Source organism: Salegentibacter holothuriorum (genome assembly GCF_900168045.1).
GTDB lineage: Bacteria > Bacteroidota > Bacteroidia > Flavobacteriales > Flavobacteriaceae > Salegentibacter > Salegentibacter holothuriorum.
Genome location: NZ_FUYY01000001.1, coordinates 754,805 through 768,318, shown reverse-complemented (window position 1 = coordinate 768,318; position 13,514 = coordinate 754,805). Strand labels below are relative to the sequence as shown.

The 13,514-nt window shown below is 37.3% G+C and carries 10 protein-coding genes; all 10 read left to right on the top strand.

Going from position 1 to position 13,514, the window contains the following annotated elements; all coding sequences use genetic code 11:
• Positions 1 to 41: 41 nt before the first annotated feature.
• On the top strand, positions 42 to 1,580 hold the full coding sequence (locus tag B5X51_RS03420) for a YifB family Mg chelatase-like AAA ATPase (RefSeq protein ID WP_079719467.1): 1,539 nt from the start codon (positions 42 to 44) through the stop codon (positions 1,578 to 1,580).
• 159 nt (positions 1,581 to 1,739) lie between these two features.
• Positions 1,740 to 2,891, top strand: a complete 1,152-nt coding sequence (locus B5X51_RS03415; protein ID WP_079719466.1) for a DUF2891 domain-containing protein — start codon at positions 1,740 to 1,742, stop codon at positions 2,889 to 2,891.
• Positions 2,891 to 4,111, top strand: a complete 1,221-nt coding sequence (locus B5X51_RS03410; protein ID WP_176132719.1) for an Nramp family divalent metal transporter — start codon at positions 2,891 to 2,893, stop codon at positions 4,109 to 4,111. The genes B5X51_RS03415 and B5X51_RS03410 overlap by 1 nt, the downstream gene beginning before the upstream one ends.
• A gap of 72 nt (positions 4,112 to 4,183) precedes the next feature.
• On the top strand, positions 4,184 to 4,924 hold the full coding sequence (gene pxpA, locus B5X51_RS03405) for a 5-oxoprolinase subunit PxpA (RefSeq protein ID WP_079719464.1): 741 nt from the start codon (positions 4,184 to 4,186) through the stop codon (positions 4,922 to 4,924).
• Complete coding sequence (gene pxpB / locus B5X51_RS03400) at positions 4,921 to 5,652, top strand: 5-oxoprolinase subunit PxpB (protein ID WP_079719463.1); 732 nt, start codon at positions 4,921 to 4,923, stop codon at positions 5,650 to 5,652. The genes pxpA and pxpB overlap by 4 nt, the downstream gene beginning before the upstream one ends.
• Entirely contained in the window at positions 5,642 to 6,499 is an 858-nt protein-coding gene (locus B5X51_RS03395; protein WP_079719462.1) for a 5-oxoprolinase subunit C family protein, read from the top strand. The genes pxpB and B5X51_RS03395 overlap by 11 nt, the downstream gene beginning before the upstream one ends.
• Before the next feature lie 2,091 nt (positions 6,500 to 8,590).
• The gene (locus B5X51_RS03390; protein WP_079719461.1) at positions 8,591 to 8,977 is read left to right on the top strand and encodes a hypothetical protein; all 387 of its coding nucleotides are present in this window, start codon (positions 8,591 to 8,593) and stop codon (positions 8,975 to 8,977) included.
• 705 nt (positions 8,978 to 9,682) lie between these two features.
• Positions 9,683 to 10,471, top strand: a complete 789-nt coding sequence (locus B5X51_RS03380; RefSeq protein WP_079719459.1) for a sensor histidine kinase — start codon at positions 9,683 to 9,685, stop codon at positions 10,469 to 10,471.
• The gene (locus tag B5X51_RS03375; RefSeq protein ID WP_079719458.1) at positions 10,464 to 11,096 is read left to right on the top strand and encodes a response regulator; all 633 of its coding nucleotides are present in this window, start codon (positions 10,464 to 10,466) and stop codon (positions 11,094 to 11,096) included. Before B5X51_RS03380 ends, B5X51_RS03375 begins: the two co-directional genes overlap by 8 nt.
• A 603-nt stretch (positions 11,097 to 11,699) precedes the next feature.
• Positions 11,700 to 13,223 carry a bifunctional GNAT family N-acetyltransferase/carbon-nitrogen hydrolase family protein gene (locus B5X51_RS03365; protein WP_217699527.1) on the top strand — a complete coding sequence of 508 codons (1,524 nt, stop codon included), beginning with the start codon at positions 11,700 to 11,702 and terminating at the stop codon, positions 13,221 to 13,223.
• The last annotated feature ends 291 nt before the right edge of the window (positions 13,224 to 13,514 follow it).

The window sequence follows — 13,514 nt, the reverse complement described above, 5'->3', positions numbered from 1 at the left end:
TTTTCGTAAATTTTAGTACATTTAAGAAATTATATGCTTAAATGTTAATAAAAGTTTATGGAAGTGCCGTGTTTGGGGTAGAGGCAACTACAATTACTATAGAGGTGAATGTAGCAACCGGCATAGGTTACCATCTTGTGGGCCTGCCCGATAATGCGGTGAGGGAAAGCAGTTTTAGAATTGCTGCCGCTCTTCAAAATAACAATTATAAGTTCCCGGGCAAAAAGATTATTGTCAATATGGCGCCGGCAGACCTTAGAAAAGAAGGTTCGGCTTATGATCTTAGTTTAAGCCTTGGAATTCTGGCCGCTTCTGGCCAAATTAAAGCAGAAAATATATCAGAATATCTTATTATGGGTGAGCTTTCGCTAGACGGAAGCTTACAGCCCATAAGAGGTGCGTTGCCTATTGCTATAAAAGCTAAAGAAGAAGGTTTTAAAGGATTTATTCTTCCGAAGCAAAACGCTAAGGAGGCTGCAATAGTAAGTGGGCTCGAGGTATACGGAGTTGAAAATATTACCGAAGTCATTAACTTTTTTGATAAAGATGAAGCCTTAGAGCGCACTATAATAAATACCCGTGAAGAATTTTATAAAAGCCTGGATCACCCAGAACATGATTTTGCCGAAGTAAAAGGACAGGAGTCTATAAAGCGATGTATGGAAATTGCCGCAGCAGGCGGTCATAATATTATTCTTATAGGACCACCCGGAGCAGGAAAAACAATGCTGGCTAAACGATTGCCTAGTATTCTGCCACCCATGACTTTGCACGAAGCTTTAGAAACTACAAAAATACATAGTGTAGTTGGTCGTGTTAAAGAACATGTTGGTTTAATGTCTCAAAGACCTTTTAGAAGTCCTCATCATACCATTTCAGATGTTGCATTAGTTGGCGGTGGGGCATATCCGCAACCTGGTGAAATTTCACTCTCGCATAATGGAGTGTTATTTTTAGATGAATTACCCGAATTTAAGCGTGGCGTTTTGGAAGTTATGAGGCAACCTCTGGAAGATCGCGAAGTAACTATTTCCCGGGCCAAATTTACGGTGACTTATCCTTCAAGTTTTATGCTAGTGGCTAGTATGAACCCAAGTCCAAGCGGATATTTTAACGATCCAGATGCACCGGCAACTTCTTCTCCGGCAGAAATGCAACGCTATTTAAGTAAAATTAGTGGGCCACTTTTAGATAGAATAGATATTCATATTGAGGTTACTCCTGTACCATTTGAGAAATTGAGCGAAGAACGCCGTGGCGAAAGTAGCGTGGATATTAGAAAAAGAGTTACTAAGGCACGTCAACTTCAAACCCAACGTTTCGAAGAATCTGATTCGGTTCATTACAACGCTCAAATGAGTGTACGCCAAATTAGGAAATTCTGTGCCTTAGAGGAAGCTTCAAAGGCTTTGCTTAAAACTGCAATGGAGCGTTTAAACCTTTCTGCCAGGGCTTACGATCGTATCCTCAAAGTTTCCAGGACTATCGCCGATTTAGAAAACTCAGAGAATATAAGAGGAAATCATATTAGCGAGGCTATTCAATATAGAAGCCTGGATCGTGACGGCTGGTTAGGTTAATTTTGATGTTTTCGAGTGCTTTTTGTGTTTAAATATGTCAACTTTTAAAATTATATTTACCTGCTAAAGAAAAGCATAGAAAATTTAAATTAGGGGTTTTTAATTTTCGATACCTCGCAAAAAATTCTGAAGGTGTTTATTTGCTAAGACTACATTATTATGAAAAAAAGTTTATCCTTGTTTATATTAATTTTGATTTTTGCCTGTAAGGGCGATCCTGAAGTAAAAGAAGTTTCAGAAATTGAAAGCGACAGCATAAAAGAGGAAAGTATTTTAAGTGGCGAATTGCTTGGAGAGGATCGGGTTCAGTTTACTATTCAAGAAGCAAATAACCTGGCTGAACTTCCGTTAAACTGTATTAATACCCAATATCCAAATAAACTAGGGCAAACACTGGAAAATAAAGAAGCCATTGGAGAACCTTCAGAGCTTCACCCTGCATTTTATGGATGTTTTGATTGGCATTCTTCAGTACACGCACATTGGTCCATGTTGAGTTTGCTTAAGCAATTTCCCGATCTGGAAAAAGCAGAAACCATTAGGGCGAAATTAAAAGAATCTCTTTCTGCTGAAAATATTCAGGGAGAAATAGATTACTTCAAAAGGGAACAAAGCGATTCTTTTGAACGTACATACGGTTGGGCCTGGCTGCTGAAATTGGCTGAAGAAATAGAAACATGGAATGATCCAATGGCAGAAGAACTTGGTCAGAATTTAGCCCCTTTAACCGATCTTATCGTTAAAAAATATATAGAATTTTTACCAAAATTAAATTATCCAATTAGAGTAGGAGAGCATTCTAATACAGCCTTTGGGCTTAGTTTTGCTTACGATTATGCGATTGCTGCGGAAAATACCGAATTGAAACAACTCATTTCAAAACGTGCTAAAGATTTTTACTTAAAGGATGATGATTGTCCATTAACCTGGGAACCTAGCGGGTTCGATTTTCTTTCTCCTTGCCTGGAAGAGGTAAATATTATGCGTCGTGTTTTACCAAAAAATGCTTTTGAAATGTGGCTTGAAGACTTTCTCCCGCAGTTGAAATCTGAAGATTTTGAAATGGAAGTAGGGGAGGTTTCAGATAGAACTGATGGGAAACTGGTACACCTTGATGGGCTTAACTTTAGTCGTGCCTGGGTTTTCTACGGACTTATAAACCAATATCCGGAAAAATTCTCGCACTTGAAAGAAATTGCCGATAGGCACGTGGCTCACTCTTTTCCTAATCTGGTAGGAGATAGTTACGAAGGTGGCCATTGGTTGGGAACTTTCGCTATTTATGCCTTGCAGGAATCTAAAGATAGATAGTGCAAAATTTTCTTAAAAACCTTGGTCCGGGAATTTTAGTTTCAGCGGCATTTATTGGTCCGGGAACGGTCACTGTTTGCACGCTTGCCGGGGTTGAATTTGGTTATAGCTTACTTTGGGCGTTATTACTTTCAATTTTTTCCTGTATAATTCTACAGGAGATGGCTGCGCGTTTAGGTGTGGTTTCGCAAAAAGGTTTAAGCGATGTTATCCGGGAAGAGATCAAAAAACCGATCTTCAGGGTTTTGGCAATTATCCTTATTTTTTCAGCAATAGTTATAGGGAATGCCGCTTATGAGGCGGGTAATATTACCGGTGCGGTTTTGGGAGCCGAAGCTATTTTTGGAGTTCAAAACCTGCAATTTGGTGATTTTACGCTTAATCTGTGGAGCTTATTTATTGGCGCCATTGCTTTTATACTCTTATTTACCGGAAGCTATAAAACCCTCGAAAAGATCTTTATTGGCCTGGTTTTACTAATGAGTATAAGTTTTGTGCTTACTGCTATTCTAACAAAACCGGATATTTTAGAAATTTTAAGAGGACTTATTCCAACAAGTAATGCTGCCGGTTTGCTTACGGTAATGGCTATTGTAGGTACTACGGTTGTTCCTTACAACTTGTTTCTACACGCTTCTTTGGTTAGTGAAAAATGGAAAGAAGCTTCCTATTTACCTATTGCCAGGAAAGAACTCATAGTTTCTATAATCCTTGGTGGTACGGTTTCTATGGCAATTCTAATTAGTGCCGCTTCTTCAGGCTTAACTAATGTGAATTCCGCAGCTGATATGGCGGTAAGCCTCGAGCCGCTTTTCGGGAAATTTGCTACCTGGTTTATGTCTTTGGGACTTTTAGCCGCAGGGATTACTTCTTCTATTACCGCTCCTTTAGCAGCCGCTTACGTAGTAAAAGGCTGCTTTGGTTGGAAAGGAGGAATGAAGTCAGCGAAATTTAAAACGGTCTGGGCCGTGGTTCTTATTTTGGGTGTTTTCTTCTCTTCCCTACAAATTAATCCTATTGAGATTATACGCTTTGCTCAAATTGCCAATGGAATCCTATTGCCCGTAATTGCTATTTTCTTATTTTGGGTAGTCAATAAAGCCTCGGTTTTGGGGAAACACCGCAATTCTAAGCTTCAAAATGTACTGGGAATACTTGTTATTGCGCTTTCCGTATTTTTAGGGATTAAAGCGATTCTAAGCGTTTTACAAAGCTTTTAATAAATTCCGAATATTCTATCTTACTAAGAGGCTTTAATAGCTTCGAGGAATTGCAAAATTTAAAATAAAAAAATGAAAAAAATCCATATAAACTGCGATTTAGGTGAAGGCGGCGACTTTGATGCAGATCTAATGCCGCATATCTCAGCCTGCAATATTGCTTGTGGCGGTCACGCCGGAAACCTGGACACCATGCAGCAAACTATTAAACTTGCCGTGGAGAATAATGTAGAAATAGGAGCGCATCCTTCTTATCCCGATAAGGAGAATTTTGGAAGAAAACCTATAAATATTTCAGCGGAAGAATTGCAGCGTTCTATAGTTGCACAAATTTTAAGTTTAAAACAATTGGCCGAAGCAGAAGGGGTAAAACTCACCCATGTAAAACCTCATGGGGCACTTTATAATGAAGCTGCAAAAGAGGAAAAAACAGCTCAAATTATCATTGATTCTTTGCTGGAATTTGATCAAAATTTGGCGCTTTTTTGTCCGTTAAATTCTGTGATTGCTAAACTTGCGAAATGGAAAATTCCAATCGTTTTTGAAGCCTTTGCAGACCGAAATTATAACCCGGATTATAGCCTGGTTTCCCGTTCAAAGCCTAATGCTTTAATAAGCGAAAAGGAAGCTGTTTTTGAACATCTTTTTTCTATGTTTTCTGAAGGTAAAATCACCTGTGAAAACGGGGCTAAAATTAGTTGCAATGCTACTACTTTTTGTCTGCATAGTGACACACCAAATTCTGTTGAAATTATAAACTTTTTACAGAAGAAATTTACCGAGCATAATATTAAAATTAAGAATGAAAGATGAATGATTTTCCTAAAATAACACCGATGGGAGAACGGGGAATTCTAATAGAATTTGAGCCCGAAATCAGTGAGAAACTACTGGAGAAATTACTTTTCTACAAAGACAAGCTGGAAGAATTTTATGATGAAGTAAATGTTGAGGTAATCAATACATATAACTCGTTATTAATTAGTTATATGTTTAGTATAGAAAACGTCTATAATGAGGTTTCAGCGATTAAAGAGCTGTTTGGTGAGGCTAAGATAGGAAAAATAAATAACCAGCAAATTTTCCATTTACCGGTTTGCTATGAGGACGAATTCGGTTGGGATCTGGAATACATTTCCAAAGAAAAGAACCTCTCAAAAAAGGAGGTTGTTGAGCTTCATACAAAACCTTTTTACACTGTTTTTTTTACCGGTTTCTTACCCGGATTTTTATACCTGGGAGGGCTCGATAAAAAGCTGCAAATTTCACGTAAAGATCAACCCCGAATGAAGATCGAAAAAGGGGCTATTGGGATAGGCGAAAACCAGACCGGAATTTACCCAAAATCCAGTCCCGGCGGATGGCAGATTTTAGGCAATTGTCCGGTTCAATTTTTTGATAAAAACAACGATCCGCCTTGTGAGATTACGGCGGGTGATAAAGTGAAATTTTATTCGGTTTCTAAAGAAGAATTTGAAGAGATTTCGGAGCGAATTTCCGAAGGAATTTTTCAACTAAAAAAAGAGAATTATGAAGGCTGAAGTTGAAATTTTACATCCGGGATTATATTCCACGATCCAGGATTTTGGTCGACGCGGATTTCAAAAATACGGAGTTCCTTTAAGTGGAGTGATGGATAGGATTGCTTTAAAAACGGCTAACCTCATTTTGCAAAATCAGGCAGATGCCGCAGTGATGGAAATTACCCAAATGGGACCAAAACTTAAATTTTCAGCAGCGACAAAAATTGCCATTAGCGGCGCAAATCTTTCCCCAAAATTAAACGATACTGAAATAGACAATAATGAAGTGGTAAAAATTCACGAAGGCGATATTTTATCTTTTGGAAGACCCAAATACGGTATGCGTTCCTATTTAGCAATCCTCGACGGATTTAAAACCGAAAAGGTTCTGGGAAGTCGAAGTTGGTACGATGATATTACCAGCCACGAAAAGCTCGAAAAAGGAATGAATTTGCAATACGAAGCTTCTGAAGAAGAGAAATACGAAACTCATGCCACGATAAAATTTAATGATGAATATTTGAATTCTGAAGAAATAGAAGTTTTTGCCGGTCCTGAATTTCAAAAACTGCCTGAAACTTTAAAAAGTCATTTGAGACAAAGTAAGTTCAGTATTGATAAGAATAATAATAGAATGGCGATCCAGCTTGGTGAGATCTTAGAGAACAAACTAGATCCCATTATTACCGGCCCGGTGCTTCCCGGAACCGTTCAACTTACTCCCGGCGGAAAATTGATCGTACTTATGCGCGATTGTCAAACCACAGGTGGTTATCCAAGGGTTTTGCAATTAAGTGAAAAAGGGATTAATATGATGGCACAGAAGAAAGCCGGAGATAAAATTAGGTTTTCGTTTAAATATTAATCTTTTTACGTCATTCTGAACTTGTTTCAGAATCTAATATATAAAACCCAAGCACCCCAAAGGGGGAGCAGCATTTTCCTGAAAAATTAGCGTTAATTTTTTATTTATACTTACGTCATGCTGATTTATTTCAGCATCTAAGTTGTTTCAAACCGAAAATTAAATCACAAAAGATTGTCACATCCCGCTATCGCAGTTTTCGGAATAGTTGCATCCTGAACTTATTTCAGGTTCTAAGTTGTTAGATTCTGAAACAAGTTCAGAATGACGGGTGGCACAACATTTAGGTGTAGAAGATCCCGATGTGAAATCGGGATTAGTTCGCTCTAAGATATTCAGTTCGGCCAAAGGCCTTATGAATATCAAGGCTCACTAATAAAAAAGTGCCGTCTTGATTACGAAAAACCTGATTACCCTACCAATCAGACTCCTCACCGTTAACGACACTTCTTTGCTCTAAAACATTTTAGCTCTCTAAAATGACCGTGTCAAAAGTAGAAGATGAGTATGTTCATTGCAAGGGGAAAAACCCCCTCTTTTTCTCGAATTGATTTCGATAAATTAAGATGAAATATCTATGAATGAAATTTTATGTATGTTTTGAGATTGATGCAAAATGAGATTTGATTCAGATGGTTTAGATCCCGATGTGAAATCGGGATTATTTCGCTCTAAGATATTCATTACGGCCAAAGGCCTTATGAATATCAATGCTCACTAATAAAAAAGTGCCGTCTTGGTTTACGAGAAACCTGATTACCCTACCAATCAGACTACTCACCGTTGACGACACTTTTTTGCCCCAAAACACTTTAGCTAACTAAAATGACTATGTCAAATGTAGAAGATAAGTACGCTCGTCACAAGGGGAAAAATCCCCTTTCTTCAAAAACGTCATGCTGATTTCAGCATCTAGGTTGAATTAAGCCTTGAACACCAAATAGACAACTCACCAAGAACAGATTGCCACGTCAGCTAACGCTTCCTCGCAATGACGCTGCTTTCTCTTTCCGTCATCGCGAATGAGGAACGAGTGTGGCGATCTTTTGTTTGGAGTTCCCCGTCACTTCGAGTGATCCGACGGGAGTCGGAAAGTATCGAGAAGTGCTTTATGTTTAAAAATTGAAAAGTGATTAGTGAATAGTGATGAGGGGAAGAAAAAGCAAGAAACAAGAGAGTAGATTTAAATTCTGTAAATCTTCAACAATAAACAATAAACCCCGAACTATAAACTGACTAATGCCAAACGCAAACCCGAAACATACAGTAACCGAAAACTCATAACCCACAACCGAGAACTCATTTAGAACAGATTGCCACGTCAGCTAACGCTTCCTCCAATGACGGTGCTTTTTCTTTCCGTCATCGCGAATGAGGAACGAGTGTGGCGATCTTTTGTTTGGAGTTCCCCGTCACTTCGAGTGATCCGACGGGAGTCGGAAAGTATCGAGAAGTGCTTTAAGTTTAAAAGTTGAAAAGTGATTAGTGAATAGTGATGAGGGGAAGAAAGCAAGAAACAAGAGAGTAGATTTAAATTCTGTAAATCTTCAACAACAAACAATAAACCTCGAACTATAAACTGACTAATGCCAAACGCAAACCCGAAACATACAGCAACAGAAAACCGAGAACTGAAAACCGAAAATTCATCGAGAACAGATTGCCACGTCAGCTACCGCTTCCTCGCAATGACGAAACAAAAATTTTAGTGTATTCGTGGCGAAAAACAACATACCTCAAACAATAAATACCAGACAATTAATACCAAACCTTTAACTGGATTAATCGACAACCGAAAACTCACAACTGAGAACCAACAACCGAGAACTCATCCAGAACAGATTGCCACGTCGGCTATCGCCTCCTCAATGACGAAAAAGAAAATATTCGTGTATTCGTGGCGAAAAAACAAACCTTAAACTTCGAACACTAAACACTAGACTACAGACTGCCAAAAGCAAACCCCTTAACCACCAAAAACTGACAACCCAAAACCGAAAAAACAACTGACAACCAAAGATTTGCCATAATAAAAATTTCCCCTAAATTTACCTTAACAAAAAATTAAGCTTATTTAACCAACCAATTTCGATGAAAAAACCAAAAAAATGCATTAGCGTCGACGCAGCGCGTAAGGAACAGGACGAATGGGTGAAGACCCGTGGAGAAGATATTAGGGAAGCCGAGGGTTATGAAGATACCCGCGAATTCTGGTATAGTGTGGACGAATTACAGGAATACCTGGATTATGTTAAGGAGAAATCTAAAGAACAGGGTGTGGAAAAACCAGGGATTCGGTTTTATTTAGGGGCTTATCCTAAAACTAAGGAGAAAAAAAGTTATACCACCATGTTTCTCTCACCTACCAAGGAAGCTAAGGGTGAAACGGAAAGTGATAATGAAGATTCTGATCCTAATAATTATGAAATTGAGCCGTACAATACAATTGGAACCGGCTGGCCTCCAACTAATTATTAATGCAAGATCTTAGATTTCTCGTAATTTTACTTGAAGGGCTTGCAGCAATATGCGGTTTGTATTATTATAAAAAGAACCCAACGATTCAAACAGTTGGGTTTTTTTCATATTTTTTATTATTTACCTTTTTCGTTGAAAGTATTGGGTTATTTCCAGCTGCAATTTATTGGAATGAAGAATTACATTTTCTAAAACAAACCTTTTGGTATAAAAACTTTTGGTTGTATAATCCTTACCAGATTATCAGTTTTGTTGTCTATATACATTATTTTAAATGGAATATTTCAAATAATAAAACAAGAAAATTTATTGATAAAGCTTTATTGTTATATGTGATAATTTGTATTACTAATTTAATATTTTCAGATGTTTTGCTTAAGAGTCATTCAGTGGTTACTTATCTATTGGGAAGTTTTTTTCTATTAGGAGTAATATTCTATTATTATTTTGAAATTTTATTGAGTTCTAAAATTCTAAATATTAAAAGGGAAATCAGTTTTTATATCTCCTTTCCTGCTCTTCTGTTTTTTTTAACTACTGCACCTATTTTTATTTACTTTAAATATTTTACTTCTAAAAGTCCTGAGTTTGTTGAATTGAGTTCCTGGGTGCTAATAGGTATGAATATATTTATGTACAGCTCCTACAGTATTGCCTTTTTATGGCTCGCGAACAGAAGAAAACGAACTTCTAAGAATATAACAAATGCTTTCTAAAGACGAAATTTTACTCATTATCTATTTTGTGGTAGTTATTCTACTGCTAACGGCTTTTGTGATTGTTTTTTTTGTGGTGTACCAACGACGAAAAAACAAGATGCTGCAAGAGCAATTTGAGGCTAAACAGCGGTTTGAGCGGGAGATTTCCCAATCGCGTTTAGAAATGCAGGAACAAACTTTAAAAAATGTAGGCTGGGAATTGCACGATAATATTGGTCAGTTACTTTCGGTCGCTAACATGCAGCTTAATATTTTCTCTAAAAATATTTCAGAAACCGATAAAACTTCAGTTTTAGAAATTAAAGAAACCGTGGCGAATTCACTTCAGGAAGTGCGTTCGCTCTCAAAGTCCTTAAACAACCAGGTGATTGGTTATGCCGGTTTGGTGATTTCTGTAGAAAATGAACTGGCAAGGTTTCAGCGTATGGGCGTTATTAAAACTGAATTGAAAGTAACCGGAGAAAAACAGGAAATTCCGCAGCAGCACAGTATAATTTTATTCAGGATACTTCAGGAATTCTTTTCTAATGTGATAAAACATGCAAAGGCTTCAGCATTAGATGTTCGTATTGCTTTTACTTCCGAAGAAATTATTATTACTGCAAAAGATAACGGGCAGGGGTTTGATATGGAAGCGGTAAAGAAGAATTCAGGATTGTTCAATATGGAAAGCAGGGCAGCGCTGATACAGGCAAAGTTTAAGCTGGAAACTTCTATAGGCGCGGGAACTTCCTTATATTTACGTTATTCTTTAATGGGGCAACAAGATGAGTAATACCGTAGCAATTGTAGACGATCACACTTTATTTTCACAATCTTTAAAAAACCTGGTGAATTCTTTTGAGAATTACGAGGTTAATAGCATTCATAAAAACGGGCAGGAACTGGTGACGCATTTTAAAGCCAACCAGCCTAAACCCGACTTGGTGTTATTGGATATCAGGATGCCTATCATGGATGGCCCTGAAACGATGACCTGGCTCAAAGAAAATTATCCTGACCAAAAAGTTTTGGCGCTTACTATGGAAGACGATGAGGAAACCGTGACTTTTATGGTGAAATTAGGTTGTCGCGGTTATCTATTAAAAGATATAGATCCAGATGAGTTTAAGTTTGCTCTTGATGAAGTGGTAAAGGAAGGCTTTTTCTATAGCGATGCGGTTTCTGAAGCCATTAAAAATAAGGATAAAGAGAATAAACTCACTAATCTTACAAAACGTGAGCTGGAATTTCTTGAACTGGCCTGTTCCGAAATGACCTATAAAGAAGTGGCCAACGAAATGAACCTTAGTCCAAAAACTATTGACGGGTATCGAGAAAGTTTGTTTCAGAAACTAAACGTAAGAAGTCGAACCGGTTTGGTGCTTTATGCAATTAAACACAGGATTTTGTTGTTGTAAAAAGCCTCCTAGCCCCCCAGCCCCCAAAGGGGGAGTTTTGAAAATTTTAAACAGAACTAAGATTATTTGAATCTGTTTCTAATAATTCTGACCTTATCATAGAACGTCATGCTGTCCCGACGCTTAGGGATCGTTTCAGACTTTATCCCGAATTTCCTTCGGGAATCTAACATTAAAACTAGTAACGCTCTACTTAGACCTCCGAATAAATTTAGGAGCAGGCTCTGAAATAAATTCAGGGGACGAATAGAAAAATCGGCTTATAAATTCAATTATTTTTTTATCCTTTTTCGCAGAATATGTGGACAAAACCCCGAGATTCAGGATGAGCGATTTTTTCAATCGGTTATTCACGGGATTTTGGTCACGGTTTTTGGCCTTTTGCCAAAAAAATCCTTGGAAAAGGCGTCTTTTTCTTTGCTTCGTTTCTTTTGGACGAGCAAAAGAAATGAAGGGCAGGTCTAATAAAACATTTGCGTGACTAAAAGTTAACAAAATAAGAGCTATTTTAGCTGCAGTTAGATTTCATTAAATTTCTCTTTGAATATTAGGGACTTTCAAACCAACATTTTCTACAGTATCTTCGCGGAAATAAATAATGTCGTGAACGAAACTCCCAAAATAGAACTTCGAAATTTAAAGCTTAAAGATTATCAGGAACTTAAGGTTTCTATGATAAAAAGCTACCAGAAAATGCCAGAGGAATACTGGAGTAAAGATGAAATTAGAAATCTGGTCAATAAATTTCCCGAAGGGCAGTTTTGTATAATTATAGATAATAAAATTGCAGGTTGCGCGCTTTCCATCATTATCGATTCTAAAAAGTTTGATGAAGATCATACTTATGATGAAATAATTGGTGGAGAAAACTTTTCTACCCATACTAATAATGGCGATGTTTTATACGGGATAGATGTTTTTATTCATCCCGATTACCGCGGAATGCGCCTGGGAAGACGTTTATATGAAGCCCGAAAAGAACTTTGTGAGCAGCTTAACCTAAAGTCTATAGCCTTTGGTGGTAGAATACCAAACTATGGGGCTTATTCAGAAGAGCTTACTCCTAAGAAATATATTGAAAAAGTAAAATTACAGGAAATCCACGATCCTGTGTTGTCTTTTCAACTTTCCAACGATTTTCACGTAAAGAAAGTGATAAAAGGCTATTTGCCGGGCGATGCAGAAAGTAAGGAATATGCGGTGTTAATGGAGTGGAATAATATTTACTACACCAAAACCACCAAATTGATAGATACACCCAAAACCGTGGTTCGGCTTGGTTTGGTACAATGGCAAATGCGACTTTTTAAGGATTATGATGCGCTGGTTTCACAAATTGAGTTCTTTGTAGATGCGGTAAGTGATTACCAGAGTGATTTTATACTTTTTCCTGAATTGTTCAACGCGCCACTTATGGCCGAATTCAACGAATTAACAGAGCCTGAAGCTATTCGTGGTCTTTCAACTTATACCGAACGTTTGTTGGAAACTTTTCAGGAATTTGCGGTAAATTATAATATAAATATTATTACCGGTAGCATGCCTATGGTTATTGGCGAGCATATGTATAATGTAGGCTTTTTATGCCGAAGAGATGGAAGTTACGAACGTTACGAAAAATTACATATTACTCCGGCTGAAGAATCGGCCTGGGGAATGAAGGGCGGTAGTAAACTCCAAACCTTTGATACAGACTGTGGAAAAATTGGCGTGTTAATTTGTTATGATATTGAATTTCCGGAAGTAGGAAGAATTTTAGCTGAAGAAGGCATGAATATTTTATTTGTACCGTTTATGACCGATACACAAAATGGTTATTCACGTGTGAAAATATGCGCCCAGGCCAGAGCGGTAGAGAACGAATGTTATGTTGCCATTGCAGGATCTGTAGGGAATTTACCCAAAGTAAATAATATGGATATCCAATATGCCCAAAGCGCGGTGTTAACACCATCAGATTTCGCATTTCCTGTAAACGGAATTAAGGCCGAAGCTACGCCTAATACAGAAAGCACATTATTGGTTGATGTAGATCTGGATTTATTAAAAGAGCTACATGCTTTTGGGAGTGTAAGAAATATGAAAGACCGCCGAAAGGATTTATATTCTTTAAAAAAGAAAAAGTAAAAATTTGGTTTAGTTTAAAAAAAGATTACTTTTGAATCATGCAGAGAATAAATAATAATATTAATACGTCAATTATTGTCGAGATCATTTTCCAAGTGAAAACCTGATCCGGTATTGATGTGCATTATAAAAGCAAAAACCATCCTTCCCGGATGGTTTTTTTTTTTTTTTGGGGACTAATCTTGAGTAAATAGAAAATTATGAGAAAAAATATTAATTCAGCAATCGTAATAAAATAAAGCGTAAATACATGATAAACAGTTTGTTAAATGTTTTTGTTTGTTCACGGAA

What these genes read in the sequence shown, in the direction of transcription:
- B5X51_RS03420 (WP_079719467.1), top strand. Translation starts at nt 42, where the DNA reads ATGTTAATAAAAGTTTATGGAAGTGCCGTGTTTGGGGTAGAGGCAACT.
- B5X51_RS03415 (WP_079719466.1), top strand. Translation starts at nt 1,740, where the DNA reads ATGAAAAAAAGTTTATCCTTGTTTATATTAATTTTGATTTTTGCCTGT.
- pxpA (WP_079719464.1), top strand. Translation starts at nt 4,184, where the DNA reads ATGAAAAAAATCCATATAAACTGCGATTTAGGTGAAGGCGGCGACTTT.
- pxpB (WP_079719463.1), top strand. Translation starts at nt 4,921, where the DNA reads ATGAATGATTTTCCTAAAATAACACCGATGGGAGAACGGGGAATTCTA.
- B5X51_RS03395 (WP_079719462.1), top strand. Translation starts at nt 5,642, where the DNA reads ATGAAGGCTGAAGTTGAAATTTTACATCCGGGATTATATTCCACGATC.
- B5X51_RS03390 (WP_079719461.1), top strand. Translation starts at nt 8,591, where the DNA reads ATGAAAAAACCAAAAAAATGCATTAGCGTCGACGCAGCGCGTAAGGAA.
- B5X51_RS03380 (WP_079719459.1), top strand. Translation starts at nt 9,683, where the DNA reads ATGCTTTCTAAAGACGAAATTTTACTCATTATCTATTTTGTGGTAGTT.
- B5X51_RS03375 (WP_079719458.1), top strand. Translation starts at nt 10,464, where the DNA reads ATGAGTAATACCGTAGCAATTGTAGACGATCACACTTTATTTTCACAA.